Origin of the sequence: Shewanella sp. DC2-4, assembly GCF_013248875.1 — a bacterium.
GTDB lineage: Bacteria > Pseudomonadota > Gammaproteobacteria > Enterobacterales > Shewanellaceae > Shewanella > Shewanella oncorhynchi.
Window position 1 is genome coordinate 4,511,806 of the sequence record NZ_JABRVR010000002.1, and the last position, 25,466, is coordinate 4,537,271.

At 42.2% G+C, this 25,466-nt stretch carries 22 protein-coding genes; 5 read left to right on the top strand and 17 right to left on the bottom strand.

Going from position 1 to position 25,466, the window contains the following annotated elements; genetic code table 11:
* The first annotated feature begins 26 nt into the window (after nucleotides 1–26).
* Entirely contained in the window at nucleotides 27–611 is a 585-nt protein-coding gene (locus tag HQQ92_RS20500) for a YSC84-related protein (RefSeq protein ID WP_105250489.1), read from the top strand.
* Nucleotides 612–758: 147 nt separating this feature from the next.
* Here HQQ92_RS20500 and HQQ92_RS20505 read toward each other — a convergent pair whose 3' ends face one another.
* The 7 genes from HQQ92_RS20505 to HQQ92_RS20535 all read right to left on the bottom strand — a co-directional run bounded on the left by HQQ92_RS20505 (nucleotide 759) and on the right by HQQ92_RS20535 (nucleotide 7,484).
* Complete coding sequence (locus HQQ92_RS20505) at nucleotides 759–1,613, bottom strand: universal stress protein (RefSeq protein ID WP_173248047.1); 855 nt, start codon at nucleotides 1,611–1,613, stop codon at nucleotides 759–761.
* 32 nt (nucleotides 1,614–1,645) lie between these two features.
* Nucleotides 1,646–3,136, bottom strand: coding sequence for a SulP family inorganic anion transporter (locus HQQ92_RS20510; RefSeq protein ID WP_173248049.1), 1,491 nt, complete (start codon nucleotides 3,134–3,136; stop codon nucleotides 1,646–1,648).
* 456 nt (nucleotides 3,137–3,592) lie between these two features.
* The gene (arsJ, locus tag HQQ92_RS20515; protein WP_173248051.1) at nucleotides 3,593–4,843 is read right to left on the bottom strand and encodes an organoarsenical effux MFS transporter ArsJ; all 1,251 of its coding nucleotides are present in this window, start codon (nucleotides 4,841–4,843) and stop codon (nucleotides 3,593–3,595) included.
* A 5-nt stretch (nucleotides 4,844–4,848) separates the two neighbouring features.
* Complete coding sequence (locus HQQ92_RS20520; protein WP_173248052.1) at nucleotides 4,849–5,859, bottom strand: ArsJ-associated glyceraldehyde-3-phosphate dehydrogenase; 1,011 nt, start codon at nucleotides 5,857–5,859, stop codon at nucleotides 4,849–4,851.
* A 63-nt stretch (nucleotides 5,860–5,922) separates the two neighbouring features.
* Nucleotides 5,923–6,036 (bottom strand): thioredoxin family protein, encoded by a 114-nt coding sequence (locus HQQ92_RS20525; RefSeq protein WP_173248055.1) that lies wholly within the window; start codon nucleotides 6,034–6,036, stop codon nucleotides 5,923–5,925.
* A gap of 11 nt (nucleotides 6,037–6,047) precedes the next feature.
* Nucleotides 6,048–7,046: a permease gene (locus HQQ92_RS20530; RefSeq protein ID WP_173248056.1), complete on the bottom strand. Its 999-nt coding sequence runs from the start codon at nucleotides 7,044–7,046 to the stop codon at nucleotides 6,048–6,050.
* Between the two features lie 90 nt (nucleotides 7,047–7,136).
* Nucleotides 7,137–7,484 carry a metalloregulator ArsR/SmtB family transcription factor gene (locus tag HQQ92_RS20535; RefSeq protein ID WP_105250495.1) on the bottom strand — a complete coding sequence of 116 codons (348 nt, stop codon included), beginning with the start codon at nucleotides 7,482–7,484 and terminating at the stop codon, nucleotides 7,137–7,139.
* A 357-nt stretch (nucleotides 7,485–7,841) separates the two neighbouring features.
* Between HQQ92_RS20535 and HQQ92_RS20540 the strand changes: the two genes are divergently transcribed.
* The 3 genes from HQQ92_RS20540 to arsH all read left to right on the top strand — a co-directional run bounded on the left by HQQ92_RS20540 (nucleotide 7,842) and on the right by arsH (nucleotide 10,366).
* Nucleotides 7,842–9,125, top strand: coding sequence for an arsenic transporter (locus HQQ92_RS20540; protein WP_173248059.1), 1,284 nt, complete (start codon nucleotides 7,842–7,844; stop codon nucleotides 9,123–9,125).
* An 87-nt stretch (nucleotides 9,126–9,212) separates the two neighbouring features.
* Nucleotides 9,213–9,647 (top strand): glutaredoxin-dependent arsenate reductase, encoded by a 435-nt coding sequence (arsC, locus tag HQQ92_RS20545; RefSeq protein ID WP_217272771.1) that lies wholly within the window; start codon nucleotides 9,213–9,215, stop codon nucleotides 9,645–9,647.
* Entirely contained in the window at nucleotides 9,644–10,366 is a 723-nt protein-coding gene (gene arsH, locus HQQ92_RS20550; protein ID WP_317629649.1) for an arsenical resistance protein ArsH, read from the top strand. Before arsC ends, arsH begins: the two co-directional genes overlap by 4 nt.
* A gap of 158 nt (nucleotides 10,367–10,524) precedes the next feature.
* On the opposite strand, the gene HQQ92_RS20555 is transcribed toward arsH, so the two are convergent.
* From HQQ92_RS20555 to HQQ92_RS20600, 10 genes are all read right to left on the bottom strand, one after another.
* On the bottom strand, nucleotides 10,525–13,632 hold the full coding sequence (locus HQQ92_RS20555) for an EAL domain-containing protein (RefSeq protein WP_173248064.1): 3,108 nt from the start codon (nucleotides 13,630–13,632) through the stop codon (nucleotides 10,525–10,527).
* Between the two features lie 288 nt (nucleotides 13,633–13,920).
* The gene (locus tag HQQ92_RS23955; protein ID WP_173248066.1) at nucleotides 13,921–15,171 is read right to left on the bottom strand and encodes a response regulator; all 1,251 of its coding nucleotides are present in this window, start codon (nucleotides 15,169–15,171) and stop codon (nucleotides 13,921–13,923) included.
* A complete protein-coding gene (locus tag HQQ92_RS20565; protein ID WP_173248068.1) occupies nucleotides 15,164–17,833 on the bottom strand; it encodes a hybrid sensor histidine kinase/response regulator in 2,670 nt (889 codons plus the stop codon). Before HQQ92_RS20565 ends, HQQ92_RS23955 begins: the two co-directional genes overlap by 8 nt.
* 32 nt (nucleotides 17,834–17,865) lie before the next feature.
* Complete coding sequence (locus tag HQQ92_RS20570) at nucleotides 17,866–19,086, bottom strand: EAL and HDOD domain-containing protein (RefSeq protein ID WP_105250501.1); 1,221 nt, start codon at nucleotides 19,084–19,086, stop codon at nucleotides 17,866–17,868.
* A 583-nt stretch (nucleotides 19,087–19,669) separates the two neighbouring features.
* Nucleotides 19,670–20,275: a hypothetical protein gene (locus tag HQQ92_RS20575; protein ID WP_105250502.1), complete on the bottom strand. Its 606-nt coding sequence runs from the start codon at nucleotides 20,273–20,275 to the stop codon at nucleotides 19,670–19,672.
* 95 nt (nucleotides 20,276–20,370) lie between these two features.
* Entirely contained in the window at nucleotides 20,371–21,408 is a 1,038-nt protein-coding gene (locus HQQ92_RS20580; RefSeq protein ID WP_105250503.1) for an acyltransferase, read from the bottom strand.
* A gap of 2 nt (nucleotides 21,409–21,410) precedes the next feature.
* Entirely contained in the window at nucleotides 21,411–22,808 is a 1,398-nt protein-coding gene (locus tag HQQ92_RS20585; RefSeq protein ID WP_173248070.1) for a hypothetical protein, read from the bottom strand.
* Nucleotides 22,809–23,001: 193 nt separating this feature from the next.
* Nucleotides 23,002–23,352: a YkvA family protein gene (locus HQQ92_RS20590; RefSeq protein WP_168826089.1), complete on the bottom strand. Its 351-nt coding sequence runs from the start codon at nucleotides 23,350–23,352 to the stop codon at nucleotides 23,002–23,004.
* A 49-nt stretch (nucleotides 23,353–23,401) separates the two neighbouring features.
* Nucleotides 23,402–24,160, bottom strand: a complete 759-nt coding sequence (locus HQQ92_RS20595) for an AraC family transcriptional regulator (RefSeq protein ID WP_173248072.1) — start codon at nucleotides 24,158–24,160, stop codon at nucleotides 23,402–23,404.
* Between the two features lie 24 nt (nucleotides 24,161–24,184).
* A complete protein-coding gene (locus HQQ92_RS20600; protein WP_173248074.1) occupies nucleotides 24,185–24,727 on the bottom strand; it encodes a YbhB/YbcL family Raf kinase inhibitor-like protein in 543 nt (180 codons plus the stop codon).
* A gap of 503 nt (nucleotides 24,728–25,230) precedes the next feature.
* Between HQQ92_RS20600 and speFL the strand changes: the two genes are divergently transcribed.
* Nucleotides 25,231–25,314 (top strand): leader peptide SpeFL, encoded by an 84-nt coding sequence (speFL, locus tag HQQ92_RS24010; protein WP_224022194.1) that lies wholly within the window; start codon nucleotides 25,231–25,233, stop codon nucleotides 25,312–25,314.
* The last annotated feature ends 152 nt before the right edge of the window (nucleotides 25,315–25,466 follow it).

Sequence of the window (25,466 nt, forward strand, 5' to 3'; positions counted from 1 at the left end):
AACTAAAGACTTGAAGAGGCGTTACCATGAAATCATTTTTAACAGCCATTGCGGCATCAACATGCCTTATTGTGAGCCTATTTGCTGCCCCAACTGTACATGCAGATGAAAGCTACGATCAGGCTGTAGTCAATTTCCAAAAAGCGAAAGAAACCAGTAAATTTTTCGACACAGCCTATGGCTATGCTTTATTCCCAACTGTGGGTAAAGGCGGAATTGGGATCGGTGCAGCCTATGGCAAAGGCCGAGTCTACCAAGGCGGTGCCTATATGGGTGATTCGAGTCTGACTCAATTATCCATCGGTTTTCAATTAGGTGGACAAGCCTACAGCGAGATCATCTTCTTTAAAGATGCCAAAGCCTATGAAGCCTTCACGAGCGGCAGTTTCGAGTTTGATGCCCAAGCGTCGGCAGTTGCCATCAACATGGGAGCAAGCGCTCAAGCAGGAACCACAGGCAACTCAGCAGGCGCAGGTCAATCGGGTGGTAATCGCTCCGCAAGCGGCTCTTATATCAACGGTATGGCGGTATTTACCGCAGCAAAAGGCGGCTTAATGTTTGAAGCCGCTCTTGCGGGTCAAGCCTTTAGCTTCGAGCCTAAAGCTAACTAACACGAACCATTCGACTGTGATATCAAACGGCGAGCCTAAATGCTCGCCGTTTTTTCTTAAATGATTACCTCAAGCTTCTGACTCAGATGTTCTAACTAAAACCAAGTCATTAGAATTGAGCAAAATAAGTTGAAATGCATATTTAACCTAGCGAAGTAATAACAAGGGGATATGGCTTTTACTGATCATCCTTGTGGTATTACTACCCACAAAAAACTCCCGAATACGCGAATGACCATAGGCGCCCATCACCATAAGATCGATTTGATGCTCAAGTTGATAGATCTCAAGGGCCGTTTGCACTTCTCCCTGACAAACGGCGGTAACCACATTGAAATCCGCCGCAATCAGAGATTCGGTCACCAACGCCAGTTCAGCTGTCGCCAGCGATTGATCATCAGACACCATCACTAAATGACATTCGAGCCCTTTAAGTAGCGGACTGCTTACGACTCGATCGAGGGCTTTTCTTGCGGTCACACTGCCATCATAGGCGATCATAAATCGCTTCGGTGCAGTAAACTCGTCCATCACCACTAAAATAGGCTGCTTAAGCGTGCGAATGACATTTTCTAAATGGCTGCCAATGGCCTGCGTCTGATCTTGATGCTGCTCCCCTTGACGGCCCATCACCACCAGTCTGGCATGGGATTCTTGCTCTAACAGAGTTTCGACTAAATCGCCGTGACGCTGCAAGGTTTCAACCACGACTGCGGGTTGTGCCTCCACGATGCGCGTTTGCGCATCTTGCAACATATACTTACCCTGCTCGAGTGCGAGTTTGCCTCGACGCGCTTCAAGCTCAACCATTTCATTGAGCAAGTGCTCCCGTGTACCTAGGCCAATATTTCCTGACAGATTTGACTCTATTGGATAGGCTGACTTATCCAATACATGTAATAGGGTTACTGGGGCATCCAGTTGCTGAGCGGCCCAGCTACTGGCGTCACATACAGCGAGTGTCACTTTTGAACCGTCGATACAGGCAATCACATTTGTCATCGTTATTTTCCTTTTCCTGTGTTGCTAAGGGCTTAGTGACCAGACATCATGTTTTCAACGTCTTCAGGCTTATCATGCACCCCAAACTTATCGACTATGGTTGCACTTGCTTGGTTAAGGCCAATTAACTCCACTTCAGTTCCCTCGCGACGGAATTTAATCACTACCTTGTCTAGGGCCGATACCGCAGTAATATCCCAGAAATGCGCTTGAGATAAGTCGATAGTCACCTTATCAACCACTTCCCTAAAATCAAATGAATTACTGAACTTATCTGCCGAGGCAAAAAAGACTTGCCCAATAACTTGATAATGGCGACCAGCGTCGGCAGCAGCCGTTACACTCTTAACCACCATAAAACGGCCCACTTTATTAGCAAAGAACAGAGACGCGAGTAATACCCCCACAAATACTCCCATAGCTAAGTTATGGGTAGCGACCACCACAGCAACGGTCGCCACCATCACAAGATTGGTTGATATTGGATGATGCTTAAGATTACGAATTGAATCCCAAGAGAAAGTACCGATAGACACCATGATCATCACGGCAACCAGTGCCGCCATAGGGATGAGCTTTAACCATTCGCCGAGGAATACAATCAATATGAGTAGAAATACCCCCGCTGAAAAGGTCGATAACCGTCCGCGACCACCCGATTTAACGTTGATGATCGACTGACCAATCATAGCGCAACCGGCCATACCGCCCATTAAACCCGCGCCGATATTGGCAATACCTTGGCCCTTACACTCACGATTCTTATCGCTTTGGGTATCGGTTAAGTCATCGACTATGGTGGCGGTCATCATAGATTCTAGCAAACCCACCACGGCAAGGCCGGCCGAGTATGGGAAGATGATCATCAGAGTTTCAAGGGTCAATGGCACTTCAGGCCAGAGGAAAATAGGCAAAGTATCAGGCAGTTGCCCCATGTCACCGACAGTACGAATATCTAACCCCATATAAACCGCAAAAAGTGTTAATCCGACAATACACACGAGAGGCGAAGGTACGGATTTACCGATCACAGGGATAAGTGGGAATAAATAGATAATACCAAGACCTGCAATCGTCATCGCATAGACATGCCAAGTCACATTGGTCAGTTCGGGCAACTGGGCCATAAAGATCAGAATCGCCAGTGCATTCACAAAGCCTGTCACCACAGAGCGGGAGACGAAACGCATCAAGCTTCCTAGCTTTAAGTAACCCGCGGCAATTTGCAGCACACCCGTTAATAGGGTCGCCGCGAGTAAATACTCGAGGCCGTGTTCCTTCACTAAGGTCACCATCAACAACGCCATAGCGCCCGTTGCGGCAGAGATCATACCAGGACGGCCACCTGTAAACGCGATGACCACTGCGATACAGAATGAAGCATACAGGCCGACTTTAGGATCGACGCCTGCAATAATAGAAAAGGCAATCGCCTCAGGGACTAACGCCAGTGCAACCACAATACCGGCTAACAGATCTCCGCGTATGTTGGAGAACCACTCTTTTTTCATGGTTTGTATCATGTCACTCACTCTGATTGAAATTTAATCATATCTTCCAATAGCTAATATCAACACTTGACTCAAATGTCAGCGCATAGCCAATAAGGTACTTATGCGTCAAGGTGACGAAATGCAATTGGGATTATGGGGTACAGCAAAACAACTACCGAGTCGGTAGCTACTAAGGACGGATCTTAACGATCCAAGAAGGAAGGATTAAACTAATGCGGCTTAATGCTCATCACCGAAAAATAACCTCACTTATATGAGCCAACTCAAATTTGACTGCATTAAAAATAGTTGTGCTATTGGGAATAGCGACATAATGACGTGTATAAAACAGGCCGGAGTATAGAGAGTTGTTTGCTCAAAATCAAAAAACTTCAGTTAACATCAGAGTGATTAAAATACCCACCATACTTTGGTGGGCATTGAATAAAAACAACCGCAACAACTCAGGGATAACTTAGGTAAGTATTAAGCACCATCTGATATCGCTTTATGCCGAGGCAGTTTGATTGAGATAAGCGCTGCAAGCGCAATAAATGCTGCCGATATCCACAGACAAGCCGCCATGCCATACACTTGATACACCCAGCCAGACAACACAGTCCCGATCAAGCGTCCCATAGCATTCGCCATGTAGTAAAAACCCACATCTAACGATACACCGTCTTCGTCGGCATAACTGACGATAAGATAGCTGTGTAATGAAGAGTTGAGTGCGAATAAGGCGCCAAACAGCATCAATCCCCAAATCAGTATATTCGCGGCATGAAAGTCATAACTTATCGCCAGCGCAATGCCTGCTGGCACTATGCTCAATATCGCCGCCCAACCTAAGGCGCTACGTCCATCGGGAACCTTGTTTTTGCCCGCCGACTTTGTCCCCGTCAAGCGAGGTGCGAAGCCTTGCACTATGCCGTAGCCTATCACCCAGAGTGCGAGAAAACCGCCGACATACCAATGATCCCAACCAAAGGCTGAGGCCAGATAAACGGGTAAGGCCACCACAAACCACACATCCCGCGCACCAAACAAAAACATGCGTGCGGCAGAAAGCGTGTTTACCGCCGGACTCTTAGAGAAAATTTCCGTGAACTTAGGTTTGTTTTTGGCTTTACCTAAATCGCGCTGCAAACTTAACAGACTAAAAATCCACACCAGCAATAGGCTAATCGCCATGCCTAACACGGCCAGCTGGAATCCAAACAGGGTCAGTAAGGCGCCGCCCAAGAAGAACCCCGCACCCTTTAGCGCATTTTTGGAGCCAGTGAGCATGGCAACCCACTTATACAGCTCACCCTGAGCATCATTGGGCACCAACAACTTGATACTGCTTTTAGCGCTCATTTTATTGAGATCTTTAGCGATACCCGACAAGGCCTGCGCCGCCATCACCCAAGCAACCGTCAGCATACCGCTAGGCACAAGCAGCATGCTAAGGGCGACAATCTGCATAAATAGGCCCACATTCATGGTCTTATTTAAGCCTAAACGTGCCCCGAGCCAGCCGCCAACTAAGTTCGTTACCACCCCAAAGATTTCATAGAAGAGGAATAGTATGGCAATTTGCAGCGGGCTATAACCTAATCCATGGAAATGGAGCACCACTAACATACGTAATGCGCCATCGGTGAGCGTGAATGCCCAATAGTTGCCTGTGACCACCAAATACTGGCGGATCTCGGGTGATATGTTAGACAAGAACCCTGTCAGCTTACCCATAAAGCTTATGCCTTATCCATCAGACCGACCATGCGGGCCAGTTCGACGGTGCGATTGGCATAACCCCACTCGTTGTCATACCAAGCGTAGAGTTTGACCTGAGTGCCATTGATAATCATGGTCGATAGCGCATCGATAATGCTCGAACGCGGATCGGTTTTATAATCGACCGAGACTAATGGGCGTTCCTCATAACCTAAAATGCCTTTTAGCGGTCCGTCTGCCGCTTCTTTTAACAGGCGATTGACTTCAGCTTCGGTCGTTTTGCGACTCACCTCGAACACGCAATCGGTTAATGAGGCATTCGCTAATGGCACCCGCACCGCATGGCCGTTGAGCTTACCTTTGAGTTCAGGGAAAATATGGGTAATGGCCGTCGCCGAGCCCGTCGTTGTGGGGATAAGGCTTAAACCACAGGCCCGCGCACGGCGGAGATCTTTATGCGGTGCATCTAAAATAGTTTGAGTGTTGGTAATATCATGAATGGTCGTCATGGAACCATGCACTATGCCGAGGTTTTCGTGGATCACTTTAACGATTGGCGCCAAACAGTTAGTAGTACAGGAGGCTGCAGTCACAATCGGATGAATAGCTTTGTCATAGAGTTGATGATTCACTCCCATGACAACGTTTAACACGCCCTCTTCTTTAACAGGCGCAGTGACTACAACGCGTTTAACACCTTGATCTAAATAAGCTTGTAGCACTGCTTTGGTTTTCATCTTACCCGAAGCTTCAATCACAACATCACAGGCGGACCAATCGGTTTCCGCGATGGTTTTATTGCGTGTACAGCGAATACGCTTGTCATCGATAATAATGTCATCGCCCTCGGCATTGGCTTCGTACTGCCAGCGACCATGCACAGAGTCGAATGTCAGCAAATGGGCTAAGGTCGCCGCATCCCCTGCGGGATCATTAATCTGCACAAATTCAACCTCATCCCAGCCCCAAGCAGCGCGCAATGCTAAACGTCCCATACGGCCAAAGCCATTTATCCCGATTTTGATTGTCATACCTGCATCCTTCACACTCAGTTTTATATTAAGTGTTTTATATTATTTTTTAAGATTAAAGCGTTATCTGTTCGATATAGCCGCGTTGATGCCCTTCTCGTTGGCAATGGCCGTAATGATCTCAGCGGTTTTAGTGCATTTAGCGCATCCGCTACCTAATACTTTGATGTTTAACATTTTTATAATTCTCACAGAATGGGACCTATAGCGTTAAAGATCCAACCGATTAAGGTGAATGAAATCAATAAAATGGCAAAAACGATGGCCAGCAAACGCCATTGCATCACCTGCTTGAGCAAAATGAACTCGGGAAAACTGGCGGCAACCGTAGACATACAAAATGCTAATGTCGTCCCTACGGGCAAGCCATTAGTGATAAGGCTCTCCATGATAGGAATAACCCCTGTGGCATTGGAATACAGAGGAATACCAATCAATACCGCCGCAGGAACCGACCACCATTGACCATCGCCTAAGTGGGCTTCGATCCAACCGTCAGGCACAAATCCATGGAGTGCGGCGCCAAGCCCAACCCCAATAATGACCCATTTCCACACTCGGCCAAAAATCTCTAGGGTCTCGCCTTTCGCAAATTCATGTCGCTCGGTTAACGTCATGGATGTCGATGTCATACCCTCGCTATTATCGCGACTTGCTTGCGCCTGACCTTGCTCGAGTGCTTTGGCGGCAAAGGATTGCAGCCAACGCTCAGCGCGAATCGTGTCTAAAAATGCCCCCGCCAACATACCCACTGACATGCCGACTAGCACGTATATCACAGTGAACTGCCAGCCCAGCAGACTCACAAGCAACAGAACGGCAACTTCATTAATTAACGGCGAAGTGATCAGAAATGCCATAGTGATCCCAACGGGGATCCCCGCGGAAGTGAAACCTAAAAAAACCGGAATACTCGAACATGAGCAGAATGGGGTAACAGCGCCAAAACCCGATCCCATAACGTAACCGACAAAACGATTTTTACCCGCCAAGTAATCCCGAACACGCTCGACATTGAGCGAGGCCCGCACCAAAGCGATGCCATAAATCATCAGCAACAGGAGCGCAAAAATCTTAGTGGTATCTTCAATAAAAAAATGGATGGCGTCGGCGAGCTTAGTATTGGGCTCTAAGCCCATCAAATCAAAAGTTAACCAGCTCGCTAAATCTGAAAATATTTGCAGCATTGTTACGCCACCTTAATATTAAGCAAAACTTTAGACACGTAAACATATGAAAAAACGTATATTTGAGGTTAAATTTTTGCTGCTAGTCTTCTAGCAGCAAGCTTTAGCACGGTCAGGACGCCCGCCCATCTTGCACAAATTACGCATATTTTCTTCAAGGAATACAGTGTTTTGGTTGGTAACTTCACTCAACACTAACTGACTCCATTCGGGTAAGTCATTATTGATACGATAGAAAATCCATTGCCCCTGACGGCGATCAACTAATAAACCGCATTTACGTAATTGGGCCAAATGTCGCGAAATCTTAGGCTGGGTCTCTTGCAATGCCTCGGTCAATTCACAGACACAGAGCTCCCCCTCTTGCTGTATCAACATCATGCAACGCAAGCGGGTTTCATCGGCTAAACATTTAAAAAACTGGGTTGGATTAATCATTGATGCCCCTAGACTGAACTAATACAAACATTTTGATCCTTTTGTTAACTTTCCTAAAGGTTCATTCAAACAGCAAGCTGTGAGCGGTAAGAAACAACACTCGTTTTTCATGGCTATGGATCTTTTGGAAAGACCTTGTACAATATATACGAATTTTCATATATGTAAATATCCGTATATAAGATCACCTTAAGTTTCACGCATTAGCCAAAATGGTATTTAAGTATAGTGTTCAACACTAAGATATATACGAAAATTCACATATAAAAAATCATTCAAACCCACCGACAATATCGTTAGGTGAGGGCATTATTTTATGGTTACGGGTAGACAATCTCTACTCTTTGAGGAGCTGGTATGTGGTTAGCAGGGGCAATTTTTGTTCTCACCATAGTGTTAGTAATTTGGCAACCTAAGGGGTTAGGCATAGGTTGGAGTGCTACCTTGGGCGCCGTATTGGCCCTACTACTGGGTGTGGTCCACTTAGGGGATATTCCTGTGGTATGGAATATTGTCTGGAATGCGACCGCCACCTTTATTGCCGTGATCATCATCAGTTTATTATTAGATGAGTCGGGATTTTTCGAATGGGCCGCGCTACATGTGGCCCGTTGGGGCAAAGGTCGTGGCCGTTTACTCTTTACTTACATAGTGTTACTCGGCGCTACTGTTGCCGCATTGTTCGCCAATGATGGCGCGGCGCTGATCCTCACCCCGATCGTAATTGCGATGTTACTGGCTCTGGGCTTTAGCGCCGGAGCAACCTTAGCCTTTGTGATGGCGGCGGGTTTTATTGCCGATACCGCAAGTTTGCCGTTAATTGTCTCTAACCTAGTCAATATTGTTTCAGCAGACTTCTTCAACATAGGTTTTAACGAATACGCCTCTGTGATGGTGCCCGTCGATATTGCAGCTATTAGTGCCACCTTAGTCATGCTGCATCTGTTTTTCCGCAAAGATATTCCCGCGACCTACGACTTGCAAAAACTGCGCGAACCTAAGACCGCCATTCGCGACCCTCAAACCTTTAAAACCGGTTGGGGAGTATTAGTCTTACTCTTGGTGGGCTTTTTTGGCTTAGAACCCCTCGGTGTGCCCGTGAGTTTAGTCGCTGCCGTGGGTGCCCTGATCCTGTTTATTGTCGCGAAAAAAGGCCATGCCATAGATACCACTAAGGTACTTCGCGGCGCGCCCTGGCAGATAGTGATCTTTTCATTAGGCATGTATCTAGTGGTTTATGGTCTTCGCAACGCAGGCTTAACCGATTACCTATCAAGCGTATTAAATAGCTTGGCAGAACAAGGGCTTTGGGCTGCCACTATGGGCACAGGCTTCTTGGTCGCCTTTTTATCGTCCATCATGAACAACATGCCAACGGTGTTAATTGGCGCCCTGTCGATAGACGGTAGCAATGCCACCGGCGTGATTAAAGAAGCCATGATTTACGCTAACGTGATTGGTAGCGATTTAGGTCCTAAAATCACCCCCATCGGCAGTTTAGCAACCCTGCTATGGCTGCATGTACTGGCGCAGAAAAATATTAATATTACCTGGGGTTATTATTTCCGCGTCGGCATAGTGATGACGCTACCTGTGCTATTTGTCACCCTAGCGGCACTGGCACTGCGCCTCTCCTTCTAATCTTCGTCCATGGGCACTAGAGCATCTGTTTAGTGCCTATGGATAAATTTATAAGCGATTATTTATCAGAGACATGTTATGACTAATATGATTGATGACAGCATTAAGATTTACCACAATCCAGCCTGTGGTACATCGCGCAACACTTTAGCATTGATCCGTAATAGTGGAGTCGAACCCCAAATCATCCACTACTTAGAAACGCCACCCTCCCGCAATGAATTACTTAATTTAATTAATGAGATGAAAATCTCTGTGCGTTCATTGTTACGCAACAATGTTGAACCATTTGAACGACTAGGACTTTCTGAAGACACATTTACTGATGAAGAACTGGTTAACTTTATGCTGACTTATCCCATTTTAATTAACCGTCCTATCGTCGTTACGCCGCGAGGCACAAAACTCTGTCGCCCATCTGAGACAGTGCTTGATATTTTAACCAAAGCACAACAAGGCCCTTTCACCAAAGAAGATGGCGAAATCATCATTAATGAACAGGGACAAAGAGTTCGCACATGAAACCACTAAACCACGATATGCCAGCGCTCAAACAAGAATTAATGGTTAATAATATGGATATGGACTGTTTTAATCTAACTCCTTTAACCCATCCGCCTAGAATACTGATGCTTTATGGCTCAGTACGAGAGCGCTCCTATAGCCGACTGACGACGGAAGAAGCCGCTCGACTATTAACACACATGGGCGCAGAGGTGCGTATTTTTAACCCTTCTGGACTTCCACTTCCTGATGATGCGCCTGACAGTCATCCCAAAGTCATGGAACTAAGAGAAATGGTACGTTGGTGCGAAGGTATGGTGTGGTGTTCACCAGAACGCCACGGTGCGATGACCAGTATTATGAAAGCTCAAATCGATTGGATCCCTTTGGCTGAAGGTGCTGTCCGGCCTTCACAAGGTAAGACATTAGCAATAATGCAGGTGAGTGGTGGTTCACAGTCCTTCAACACACTAAACCAAATGCGTATATTGGGACGATGGATGCGCATGTTCACCATACCCAACCAGTCTTCAATCGCAAAAGCTTGGTTAGAGTTTGACGAGGCAGGCCGAATGAAACCTTCGCCTTACTACGATCGTGTAGTTGATGTTATGGAGGAATTGATGAAATTCACTTTACTCCTGAGGGGCAATGTTAATTTCCTCACGAACCGATATAGCGAACGCAAAGAAAGCGCTTCAGAGCTATCAACCCGAGTAAATCAAAAAGAAATATAGATTAAACACTAAAAGTATTCTGAACTATGGAGCAAAAGATTAGCCCAGCGCCAACTTTTGCTCCAGATAAGAACCATCACGCCAAATAAGTCCATTCCAAATACACGAGTGAGCACCTAAATCCTTAAAGCCAGCTAAAAACTCTCTGTAACTTGCTATTAAAGATGCAATTCGTCCATTTGCTTGAATTCATGTTTAATCTGTTGATATTGCGATGGCCATTCATCGTACCAAAGAGCAAACTCCTCTACAGGCATAGGCCGAGCAATGCCGTAGCCTTGGCACAATTGGCAGCCCAATTCAGCTAAACTTTTACCATGGGCAATGGTTTCAACACCTTCAGCAATCACATTAAGATTAAATACTGACGCTAAGCGGATAACACCCTCCACGATACGCCAATCATCTTCGCTATCGAGCATACCTCGCACAAAACTCTGATCAATTTTTATCGTCGATATGGGTAATTGGCGTAAATACGTTAACGACGAATAACCTGTACCAAAATCATCTAGGGAAAAATGGACACCCAAACGCTTACATTCCTGAAGGATCTCAATTGCCAATGTCATATCTTCAATGGCGGCACTCTCTAAAATTTCCAATTCTAGATCCGAGGCCGTCAAATCGGGATATTGCATTAACGTCGATTTTAAGAACGCGCTAAAGTGTTCAGCCAATAGCTGCCGAGCGCTTACGTTAATACTTACTGCTATCGGGCGACCACTCTGTTGCCAATTCTGCCATTGTGCTACTGCAGTATTGATAACCCATTCACCTAAAGCAATTTCAAGATCACTGCCTGCAATATCCGGTAAAAACTCACTCGGACCGACTATACCTCGCAGTGGATGACGCCAACGAATTAAGGCTTCCGCACCAATAATTTTACCGGTAGCGAGATTCACTTTTGGTTGGTAAAACATCACAAATTCATGACGTTCAAAAGCTGACTTAAGTTCTTCTAACCAAGTTCTCCGAGCAATAATGTTACGATCAATGTCAGGATCAAACATTTGGAAACGATTCTTACCTGCCGATTTTGCCATATACATGGCTTGGTCGGCATGGCGCAATAAAATGTCGGGGTCAACGTTATCCTCTGGATACAAACTCACGCCAATACAAGCCGTTAAACAAAGATTTAAATCACCGATTAATATCGGCTGATCGACCGCCGCCAGTATTCGTAATAGTACTTGAGTACATTCTTCCTCAGACATCATCTCAAATAAGATAACGAACTCATCGCCTCCTACCCGGGCCAACGTATCTTGCTGCCGAATCACCACAGACACATTATTTGCAATCGCGATCAACAGTTGGTCACCAACCTCATGGCCATAACGATCATTGATCACCTTAAACCCGTCAAGGTCCATAAAACACACGGCACAGAGACTGCCATTACGTTGAACATGGGCAATCATTTGCTGAAAACGGTCTAAAAGTAAGCGACGATTTGGTAATCCTGTAAGTGCATCATAATTTGCCACGCGATCTAACTCAGTCTCATGGGTCTTTAATAACGTGATATCGGCTTGGGTTCCCGAAATCATCAACGCTCGACCTTGACTATCCTCTTCAACGACCCGCCCCTTACACAATATCCAGCACAGCTCGCCAGTCTTTTTAATGCAGCGCACTTCCAACTCTATACTGCTTGTTTTATGGATGAGATGCTGTAGAACCTGTTGCTCTATATTTTGCACATCTTCGACATACACATATTGACGCCAATTATTAACCGTCAGCTTCATCTCGCCAGCTTGATATCCCAAAATGGCTTCAAATCTTGGGCTGATTTGCACTTCTCCAGTAACAGCATTCCAGTCCCAGAATCCTTGTTCAGAACCTTGAATAACCCTTTGCAATTGTGCTGTTTGAGCCGCTAGTTGTTGTTGAAGCTGTCGCGCATGGGTAATATCTTGCACTGTACCGTGCAATTTAAATATCTTACCGTGCGGATCACGCTGTGCTTGACCCCTAGCCATAATCCAACGATGGGCACGATTAGGATCTAGCAACTCAGCTTCGCATTCATACTCTTCTCCCGTATGCACACATCGCATCACCAGCGTACTTAACGCTTGCCAACTCTCAGGAGTAAATAATTTCTGCACTTGTTCTATCGAAGGGGCGGCTTCTTTATATGGCAAGCCATAAATCACAAAAACCTGTTCAGACCAAGTATGCGAATCAGTAACTAAATCCCACTCCCAACTGCCAATCCCTGATAATTGTTGTGCTTGTTTTAATCCCAACTCACTAATGAGTAAATGTTCAGCATTTTTTTCTTGAGTCGTCACATCCCTTGCTATTCCAAATAAGCCACAAATTGCACCTTGAGCGTCAAACACAGGACCTTTGGTCACTTGAAAAATGGCTGCTTCACCCTGAATATGTAAATACTCTTTATGTGTGGTGACCATTCCGGACACTAATACAGTGCGATCTTTTTCTTGGATAATATCAATAGAGTCAGCATCAAAAATATCAGTGTCATCTTTGCCCAAGATGTCACTCATACTCTTGCCGACAAAGGTAGCGGCACCTTGGTTGACCAAGATGTAACGCCCCGCCAAATCCTTCACAAAAATACCATCGGTTGTTTGAGAAACCACAGAATCGAGCAGTTGATGATTCACATCCAATTTCTGTAATGAGGCACGTAAATAGCCGCTTAGTGCACTGATCACTATGCCGTAAACACTTAGACTAATAAGCTGTAACCAATCTACCGAATGAATATTGTCGAGACTATTGGCGGTTGGATGAAGATAATAGACACACAGAACAGAGAGACATGTCGCGACTAATCCGGGGGCGAATCCGCCACCAATAGCGCTTAATGAAATGGGCAACATAAAAATCAGCAATAGTAAACGCTGGTGCTGCTCAGTTGAAAGTGAATTGGCAAACCATAGCGTTATCAGCGTAAAACTCAATATCGCAATGTATTTAAGCCATGAGATATTACTTATCGCTACAGAGCGAGCAAAGGTTATTTCAAGCAAATTACCCGATGGAGCATTATGACGGTCAGGAACGGCATTCAGAACAAAAAGTAGGATAAAGGCACTGGTAAATACAAAGAAAAAACCTTTAGCGAGGGATAAACGAAACACAGTTTCTGTGTCCGTAAATACAAGCAACAATTGATCGGATAAAAAGATCCATCCAAGCGCCGCAAGCGCATAAATAGCCACAGCTAAAATAATATATTGAGTCCGAGATTTATGATTATGTACAGTATTGTCAACCATCCTAACTCCATCACAACTAGCGCCATCAAAACGACTCCCTTGATCTATGATTGGCACTAACGCCAGCCAACAATAGGTGGTCATTCCACAGATGAACATCATATTTAAGCTAAAGACTATAACTTAAAAAACATCAGTATAATCTAATAAAAACCCCAAAGAACAATGTACAACATAAAAACCCAACAATTTAAATACCTAAAAAGGTAGATATTACGGGTAAGGATATAGGCCCATACCTGTGAGACTAAAAATATACAAGCACTATTGAACCCCCTGTCTATAGAACTATCGCAAATGCAATGGAATATCATACTTCCTAAAAAGCTTGATTATCGAATCCTTATATAGTGGTTTGATAATGTAACCTTTAGCTCCTGCAGCTATTGCCTGCTGAACTGATGACTTATTTTTATTCCCTGTCAACATAACAATGGGCGTAATTGCATTTATTCCATTAGACTTATTAATGTGGTTAATAATATAAAACCCATTAGTATCAGGAAGATTTATGTCCATTAAAATAACGTCATATTTTTTCTTAGAAAGTAAATCTAACGCCATACGTCCAGACAATGATGTATCAAGTTCAATGGCATACGTTCTAAGAAGCATAATAGTTAAATTCAAACTAATGTGATCATCCTCAACAATTAACATCTTTGGCACTACAGGAACTTCAACTGATACAAGAGAATTTTTTGACTCCGAATACAATCGATTAAACGTGTATTTAGTATCAGGCACGGTTGGAGCTGCCTTGTTGCTAACCTCAATATGCTCCTGTTCTGGCAAAGGGGCTTCTGCGACCGTCGCCACATTTGATACATCAGTAACAACAAGTTCAAGTAAGTGCAACGCCTTACTTTGCAGTTTCAACAAAGCTGGTCTAATTTCATTAGAACGAATAAATGATAATATCTTCTTCAATGAAGCCAGATCTAACTCAGCGGTTCTATTACTTGCAAGGTGCGCTTCTGCCTTATCTAATGATTGCTCGATTTCAATCAAACTTAATTCAAAGCTATGTTCTAAATCCTTCTTGCGCTGAACACCTTTAAGGACAATCTCCTTGATATGCGAAGAGTAGTTATCTTGTACATTTACAAACTCTTCTACTTTTTTATATTTTCCTCTCAACCCAATTTCCCGCAATAAATGTGTACATATTATAATTGCTCTATGTACTTCATACATTGGCCTAGCGATTAAATAATCATTAATCACACCACTACGGTAAGCCTCGTACGCTTCTCTTTCTTGATGTTTTGGAATAAGAGAAACAACGGCATGCTCACATATTTCTACAGCCAGCAATTCCTCTATGGCTTCGTAATAAATAAGTAAAGTTTCTTGTAAAGTTTCAGCAGCAACAAGAATCACTTTTGGGGTTGATTGTTTGATTTGCTCAACAAGCTCAGCATTCGTTTTAATCACATGAATACGAGAAAAGTGACGAATTAGAACACTTATCAATAATCTATCATTATCTTGGTCGTTCGTATAGAGAACGATATGCTCAAAATTGACTCTATCCACTAGCATTACTCCTTTGCATAAAAAACTCAATTAACGCAAATAAATCATCATCAACCTCTTGCCAACATTTTAAGATAACTTTGTAATCAATAGCATTGTTACGCGAAACACGCTCTAGTTCTTGGCAAGATAAATTTAATTTTTTTGCTCCTATGTAAAGAGAATTACTTTTAAGGGTATGGCTAATTGCAGTAATAATACGAAGTTCATTATCCACAATTGCAGACCTTAATGTTTCACGCTTAACAAGTAAATTACTGTAATATTGCTCTAAAAAAATAGATAACTCTTCATCGCTTATATCTTCACCTACAAAATTATATATATCTGATAAGTTGACTATCTGTAAGATGTCTACTAATTCCTGCGGTGTTTCATCACAACAGAAAAAACTATTATCAAAAGAAGTATTATCAGATTTAACTGTAGACTTTTTTAAACTTGCATTATTTGACAAAGTGACTTTTACTTCATCTAAAAGGCCAATCAAATCATTCAACGTCAGAGGCTTTACAAGTACGCGATTTGCTCCAGCCTGCAAACATTCATCTTTACATATGTCGCCATGATCAGCGGTCAACATCACAATAATCGATGGCGCTAATTCCCGATATCCTTCAACTTCTCTAATGACGCCAATGAGGTCTGAGCCCGATATAGTTGGCATTATCACATCAGAAATAACGACATTAAATTTATTTGTCTTAAAAAGCTCAATGGCTTGCATCGGATCTTGAACACAGGAAACTATGACTCCAACAGATAGTAACTGCTTTTCGATGACAAATAAGTTTTCTTGACAATCATCAATAACTAACACACTAATATTACTATAATCAGCACTATCCGAGGTCTGCTCGTCAATAATATTCAAATAATTTTTAACATTAACAAAATCAGTTACTGATTGAATTCTGAGTGGTGGATATGAAATCACTTCGTAGTCGGAATTAGACTTAGAAAGTGACACTCGCCTTAACTCCACAACTCTTTCTTTTCTTGTAAAAAGACTAGTTACAAATTCATTCTTTGAGATAATATCATTTTGATTCAAGTCAATAAAAAGTATTGAGCTTTCAGTTTCAAATTCCAGTAATTCATTACTTGGTAAATATAGCAACTCGAAATCAAGCTCTTTGGAATATCTTGAAACTGATTCGTGAAAAATGGGACTGTTAGTATATGCTGTTACTGAAGCATCAATATCAGAACGATAGGAGTCGCTTACATCAGGTGCCGTAAAGTGACTATCTAAAGAAAAATCAATAACAAAATAGAAAACGCTACCATCACCGATACGACTAATAACCTGAAGGTCACTTCCCATTGAACGACATATACTTTTACTTATGTATAGCCCTAAGCCAACACCACCATACTGACGGTAAGAATTTGATGATGCCTGCTCATACTTACCGAACACTTTTGATTGTTCCTCTTCAGTCAAACCGATACCATTATCAATAACAGAAAACTTTAGTTTTACATTTTCGAATGACTGTTCCAGAACTTCTACGTCTAATAGAATCGACGAGTCAATTTTATTGGAAAACTTAATTGAATTAGAAATTAAATTATAGATAACTTGATTTAGTTTAACTTCATCACAAATAACTCTACAATTAAAATTTAATGGCATAAAAAAGTCTAAATTAATGTCTTTTTTATCTGCTTGAAGGCTAAACGCATCAACAACAGATTCGCCTAACAACCTAACATCTACCGAGTCATTTTTAGCATCTGCACTACTCTCATTTGTCTTTTTAAAATCCAACATACTATTAATGAGTAATAAAACTTGTTTTGAAGTACTGAATGCGACAGATAATAACTTCTTATCCTGTGCCCTTACATTACCTAAACTGAGCTCAATTAAGCCTAGCACTGCATTTAATGGTGTTCTAATCTCGTGACCTAGAGTGGCAATAAAATCACTTTGAAAGCTATTAAATTGTTCCAGCTCTGAACATTTCTCTATTAATACTTTTTCTTTCTCATATCGTTTAGATTCATCTATAATTAACCCAAATCGAGTTCCATCATCAAGGAAGAAATCTCTATACTCAAAATACAACCCTGATTTAGTTTTAAAAGATAGACATATTTTTTTATTAGTTGCACATTTATATCTAAACCACTTCATAATTCTATAATTATCTCTACCAACAACCTCATAGCTAACAATATCTTGAATTAAACTAAAAAATGACTTGCCAATATAATTATAAAAATGTAAATATGGGAAAAGGTATTTAACCCCGCCACCAATAAAATCAATATTACCAAGACTATTTACGACAAGAACACCATCTGAAGTAATTTCCTGATATCTAGAGTCATCACCCGCAGGATTCTCACACCTAAATTGGCTATACTCGAAATTTTTTGTTATTGACGCATCATGCTCTACAACACAGAGCACAATAAAATTTTTATTTGCCATCTTTAATAGGCTAAACTTTAAACAGTTACTTCCTATCATTAAGCATTCATTAGGCGTGATATTCTGTTTAATCTTTTCAAAATGCTGAATTATTTTTTTCTTGGCATTTTTTAAAAAATTATTATTTGAGAAAATTTGATTCTCGCCGAACCACTCCACCTCAGGTGATAACATAAATGCACAAGAATCAAACAAGTCTAAATCAATACCATTCATCATCGCATATCCTTATTGCAAACTAGCATTCATTACTACTGAACTGAATTTTTATACTGATTAAACCAGCTATACACTTTATCACACGCTGAGATGAGCCTCTCAGGATCAATATTATAATTATCAATGAAATAATCGACAGTAACCCAATCACCTTCCATATACGCCAGAGTAAGTTGTAAACAATGAGCTAGGTATCCATGATTATTAAGTAAAGCACGCTTTATTTGCTGTTCAAGAGGAAGCGGCTCTATCGCTCTGTTCATCGGTTTATCTAAAATGGCATCTAAAGTAGATAATAATCCAGTCAAAAATGCTGACTCTTTCAACAAAGGAAATCCCATTAATGATATTAACTCTTCACATAACCGAGCCCTGATTATAGTATTATTAATTAACACAACTGGTTTATTGGGGTTAAGTTCAGCCAAAATAATGAGACTTACAAACTTACGAAGTTTATTTTCACCTAAAAAAACCATAGTCTGCTTAATAGAGGTAAATTCATTCACATGCTCAAACTGACTTGAATTGACATATCTTAGTAATTTATAAGTAAGATCTAAATCTTGAGAAAAATAATTTTCAAGTTTTTTATAACTAAAATCAGACTTAAAAACCTCATTATAAATAGACATAACAAAATGTTGTGTAGCACCTATTTCACTCCCCTCTATGAGTTCTGGCTTATAAAAATAATAACCTTGAAAATAATCAAAACCGAGTGACTTAGCTAGCCTATACTCTTCCAATGTTTCAACTTTCTCTGCAAGTAGTTTTAAATTATACTGTCTAAATTTAGGGATCAGATGAGAAACACTATCCAAAGGCGTTGAAATTATATCAATTTTTATAAGTTTAAAAAAAGGAAAAAAACGTTCCCACTCAGGAGAATAAACAAAGTCATCTAAAGCAAGATAATAACCCAAGTTAAATAACTCTTTAATTAAAATAAAGTTATCCTCGCTTGGGCTAACAGTTTCCAATACCTCAACAATAATATTTTTGTATGGGAACATGTATAATAAATGGTCTCGCAAGAAATGAGATGGAAAATTAATTAATGCTGGCTTCCCTTCGGTTAAATCCTCTAGATCCATACTTAAATAACTATTTACAAACACTTTAGCTGTAGCAACATTGTCTGTAACACCCTGTGGGAAATAGTTATCCCGGCTATTTCTAAAGAGCAACTCATAAGCAACAACGTTTTTATTTCTATTCAGTATAGGCTGTCTTGCCATATAAAAGCGCATAGTTCACCTCTTCCCTTTGGGTCACTTAACTTTATAATCATTAGTGAATCAGTCCTTTAATTTTTCAGTCTAGACCTAGGTGCACCATCTTTCAACTGCACTTTTCTAGCCTAGACTATAAATTAGCAGAAGTAGTGATTAAATCCGGTTTAAATCTCAGATTTATGTTTAATTTAGGTGAATATTTAAAAAATTATCCTCAAGACATAAATACCTATTTTTAGGTATAACCATCTTGTTTATCCATAAAAATTAAGTATTAAATGAACCGCAATTCTAGTATTCCGCAACACAATAAAATGAATAAAAAGAACACTTAAAACTGAAAAAAACTATTATTAATCCTTTTAGACATAATGGACTTATTGGCTTATTGGCTTATTGGCTTATTGCCAGTTAATGGCGTCATTACATAGCAGTGATACTAGATGAAGAACTTACCGCACTAGGGTTTGCTGGCGAGGATGTCACAACGATTTGACTGGATTTGATGCGAGGCTGAGCCCGTGTAGTGTCGTTATCCACATAAACGGGCAACATAAGCAGGTGATGAACACCATTTTGAGCTAGCTTAATAACAACACTAGTCGTGTCCCCAAGGTTTGGGTGGTAATGCTACTGGCTGGGTAAGATCAAAATCGACTTTAAAATTGCGTTGTTCTCGCGTGAGTTGGTAACTAAAAATCGTTGGCGTAATTTCCATGTGCCACACATTGGTAATCGACTGAGTGAGTCCATTCTTGACGAAGTTATCGATAGATTCCCTATCAATGGGAAATGACTGTTTCTGTACTGTCCCATCATTCATAGTGTCGCCGCCATACATGGTCACAGCATCTTCACTTCCATCCTGATGGCGATGGTCGTGCTTCAACTTAAGCCCTTGCTGCGTTTTAGTCAGCACCCAAGTACGCGAGTGGTCATCACCCACATGGAACGGGATCTTAAGCTCAGTGTCGCTACATTCACGCACGTGCATAATTAACGACTTGCCGCTAAAGGCCGAATCGGCACTGTCACCCGATACCACTTTTCCCGCAAAGGCTTGGCCACAATGGGCCGCAATTTGTGCGAAAAAAGTATTCTGCGTCTTGGTGGATAGCGACTCAACTTGAGCGGCGATGGATGGCAACGCGATAAAAGACAAACTGATGAGCCCGAGGCTCGGTATGGTAATGTTGGGATTCATTATGTTCTCCACTTTTTTAGATGAAAAACACCCTAACACTAGGAAATAAATTCAAACTGAATTTCACCTAGTGTTAGTGATGATAAGCCAAGTGATTACCAGCCGATATAAGTACGCGATCGATTACCCAGACGCTTTTTGATAAAGCGAGCCGTCATAATACTGCCTACCATCATGAAAATGAAAATCCCAGCGGAAAAGAGCACGCTAGTCACAGCAGAACCTGGTGGAAAGCGGAAACGCATTACGGTTGCAGCTGTGTTAAATAGCATATCGAAGAGTGGATGAATAAAGAAAATTGCAAAACTCATCTCAGCGACTTCGACTAACCAAGGCAAACGACTTCGTCCCGACAACCATTCACAGAAATTCAGTACTAATACACATAAACAAAGTTTCTGAATAAACTGCCAATCGATACCGTTGTAATCAAACGGTGCCTTATGATAGTTACCAATATGCTGCACTATGTAAGTTTGTTCGACTAAGCTCACCACTAAAAAAATCATCGCTAGTGCGGTGAAAATAGAGCCAAAGCGCGTCACAATATGTTCATCTTGCGAATATAAAATACCAATCAAGTAGAAAGGTACAAAATACACGACTGAGTGGATGAAATTGACGTTACCTATAGGTCTATGCAATAGAATCGCTACCACACAGCTCAGTACAAATAGTGTCCAACGCATCTGCTGCGAGCAACGGATAAACCATAAAAAAATCGGCGAGAATAAAAACACCGCCATGATGAAGGGAATGTACCAGTGCGGATACAGAATATAACCGTTACGCACAGTATAAAAAATACTCAGCAAGACATTATCGAGCGGCTGATGCTCCATAAATATCCAGCGCAAACACAAACAAAATAGACCAATCAATGACACAACTAAAAAAGGATAAAGTACGTTTTGTACTTTGTTCTTCATAAACTTGCTGTAGTCGAAATCCTTATAAAAAATGCGATGGAAAAAGTATCCCGAGATAAACACAAATAACGCCGTGCCACCACGCAATAGATTTTCCAGCAACAGCGGGAAACCTTCACCAGAGTTGTAAATACTGTGGCCAAGCACGATAAAGATAATCGCAATGCCACGCATGTAGGTAAATTCGAGCTGATTTTTTCTCATTATTAATTCATCGCACAGTAGAGGGTTCTTCCATCAACAACACTCGCAGAAACCCTAATAGTTCCATGGACTTCCGTTTCGTTGAATACCAGATACTGACCCTCACGCTGAAAGGGGAATGCTAAAGGTAACAGAGTTGCCGCCTCAATGCCCTCACAAAAATTTTGTACTGGAACATCGAGTAATGGACTGCCACTCACTGACAAGTTACTAAATTGCGCGCTCATCCCTAAATAAGCTTGAGTCATTTCCTCTTGATAGGGCACTACATAAAAGCCAGAACGTACGTCACCCACATCAATAAAACTGCTACTATCGCTCACGCTCGGCATAACCAATAACGGCACTTTTGGATCCTGCACATTCAACAACAATTGAGACAGTTTTGCTTGAGTGGCAGGGTAATACGCTAGCATCTCCTGCAGCTGTTTCTTTTGTTTAGTGTCTTTCTTGTCTAACGGGGATACTGGCTTTACGCGGTTCAGTAGTAAATCCACAGGCAACATACCCGACATGACCGACTCTTTCCATACATAAGGGTCTTGAGTGCTATCCAACAATATGCCCGCCAGAGCGCCAATATTTGCCGCCTCAGCCGTCCAACCAACCCACATCTTCTGCTGTTGATAATAGTCATACACATATTTTGTCAGTATTTGCTGATAACCAAGTAAAGTTTGATTTTGACTCAACACACGCGCACCAGCGGCCAATTCCACGTACTTAGCGCTGCCTTCAACAAGATCATTGATGTAACCGACTCGATCTTCATTCGGCGCAATTTGGCGCCATTGCTGCAACCAATAGGCTGCATAGCTAAGATGTAATGACTGTTGTTCAGGTTGTGCCAGCGCCGCCATTAAGGCATCAAATAACTGTAAACGATAATAGCGAGCATCGAAGTTGAGCGGAAAGACCTCACCCTCATAACGCTTACCGTCTTCTAATACTCGCCATTCGGATTGGGCATAAAAATGGAAGGCTTCATGCAAGCCATTGCTCGCCCAGATTAAAAAAGCTAAATCCGTTGGCTTAGTGTCGCGAGTAAATTGGATGTTCGGCACTTCGAGCTGGATCAATACGCCTGGCTGGCCATTATATTGCGGAAAGCCGAAACTCACCGATAGACCCGAGTGCAGATTGACCGACTCTAACACACTGTTATCTTGGATTATTTCGCCACCAGGCTGTCGAAGCCAGACATTACCACCATAACTAAAGAGGTGTACTTTATCTTCAAGGCGAAAACCGGGCCACAAAGCTTCGCTCTGGCGACTATTCTGTGCCATAAAATCGAGGTAAAGACGGGCGAGTTGTTCCGGAGAGGCCTCATCGGCAAACGCGGGGGTAGCGGCAGAGACACCTAAAAGCCATAGGATCACTACCATAATATTTTTCATTTATCTGCCTAAACAAACACAAGGGGTTTACAAAACAGCGCTAGCATATAGCGCAATCAAGCAATAGTGAAACATTTGCAAAAAAATATTTTTACCCCAGAAAATCTCAGTCAAAACCAAATCAACGACTCTTAATGAAATCATATTTTTAGCACAATTTTGCATCACTTAGGCAATTGCGTTCGCAATAGGTTTAAGTCTTAGGTTCGCTCGGCTTATCTCCAAACCACAGTGCGAGTTTATCCGCCGCAAGGGATTTCACTTCATCATCGATATATAAGGTCACCATAGTCAGGGCAGCGGCAAGGGCACCTAAATCATCGGTAAAGCCAACTAAAGGAGTCAGATCGGGAATCGCATCTAAAGGCAAAACAAAATACGCTAAAGCGCCGTAGATGACTGACTTAGCCCACTTAGGCGTATTGGGTTGTTGCGCTGCATAATAAAGCCATAGTGCCCGCTCGATGACCTCTCTACCTGCTTGACGGCTAAAGAGTTTGATCTTGTTCCAAAATCCGCTGTCAGTAAATTGCTCATCCGCCATCATATCTCTCCAGTACCCTAAAGTTGTTTGGGTATACACCCATGCCACTTCACAGTGTACGACGATAAGCCGCAGGGGTCAGGCCAAATTGTTGCTTAAAACGTAAGGAAAACTTTTCCGCAGATTGATAACCACAGGCCAAAGCCACTTGCAATACTGGCTCGCTCGAATTCTGCAACATGGCTAAACCATGACAAAGCCGCACTTCTGCCAGTAACTGCCTAAAACTGGTGTCTTCTAAGGCCAATTTACGCCTAAGGCTTGCCGTGCTCATGTGTAACTTGTCGGCAATATCCTCCTGCTGCCATGACGCCGAAGGACTCATACTCATCAAGGCCAAGGCCGCTTGAGTCACGCTGCGTTGGGTGTGTCCATACAACCAGTTCACACTGCGTTTATCCGGCAAACTTAACAGTAACGCGGCCAAATAATGTAGTTGAACAGGATCGGCCAGAGACAAGGTCAAACTCTGTAATAGCGCATTCCAAGCTAAGTCCACAGCGCGTGATATGTTTTGGACTGGCATAGGGTCACGCCAATCGGTAGCGCTTGATAAAATGCCTTGGGGTAAATCGTGGGGGAGTAATAACTGCACCGCCCGATAACGCCCAAGAAAAGGTCGATTAACAAAGCTAATATGCGAACCAGCAGGAATTAACAGTAACTGCCCTTGGCCTACTAAAACAGATTCATCTTGCCAGAGCAGAGACTTTTCACCATAGATAACCCGAATAATCGACGGCTGATGTACAGGGACTTGAGATAAAGATTGTGCCTGCTTCGAATCATATTCAAACATACGGATCATGACACCAGCCTAATTATCAATGGATTATCGATTATATACCGCAGTCAACTTGGCGTTGCCGAGCGCTTGTGCCCTGAGCATAAAGCCCAATAAGGCAGGGCTAGCATCCTTTGGCAATTCTAAAGCACTGGGTAATGCCCACACAGTAAATTCGTACCTGTGAACACCATGACCTTGGGGCGGGCATGCGCCACCAAAATTTGTAGTACCAAAATCGTTCTTCAAGGCAATGGCGCCTTTGGGCAGTGCATCAACATGCGAGCCCGCACCTTGTGCGAGCGAAGTTTGCGCTAAGGGTAAGTTATATACGGCCCAGTGCCACCAACCGCTGCCCGTTGGTGCATCAGGATCATAAGCTGTCACTGCAAATGCTTTAGTTCCTGTGGGCACGTCAGTCCAAGTCAGTTGCGGCGAAATATTTTCCCCTTGGCAACCAAAGCCATTAAACACTAATTGCGATGTCAGTTTATTGCCCTCGCTCATATCTTTGCTCGTTAATGTCATAGCACTTGCCTGTCCAACGAATAACCCAAGCACTAAACTCGCCCCTAACCACCCTTTATTCATGTCTATCTCCTATTCATGTTCGACCTGACTCACTTTACGTCAATCAAAAAAATAACATCTGCCCTAAAACGACAACTTTCTGCCCCAAATGCTCAAATGTGAGAAAAAAGTTATCACTTTTGCATTTTTCAAGCAGAAAGATGATTTTGTAACGAAAATATCTGCATAACAATGCAAATATGGAATGCGGTATAAATCAGAATGATGATTACAGCAGCCTTTAAATTAAGATTAGATATTTGAAATAAGATATTTTATGCAAATAATATTATTTAAATAATGCTGACAATATTTACTTTCATAATTTAGATAAAGATACTTAAGCATGATTGACTCCATTTAATATTGATAATTTAAGTTAAATTGACGTGCTAATTATTTAAAAATAAGACATAGGTCATGATTTTATTTATAACTCGCATATAAACTTCATTACGTAATAAAAACCTAACCATTTTCTCTAAGTCATAATGGAGTCGTATATGAAGAGGAAATCTAAAATTATGGCGCATATCAGGCGCACACGGCATATCATGATGCCTAGTCAACGAGACTATTTCGATCACTCCTTTATCTTCCTCCGCTAACCTTAGCGTAGGTAGTAGGCCAATTAACAGGTCTAAAGTGCTATTGCCCTAATAGGTGCAAACACTTATCGTACCGTTTTTATTTGGTTTATTATCTAACACCTTAATCAAAGCATTCTTTTATCAGTGCAGTTTTACTGCGGCTAAGCTAT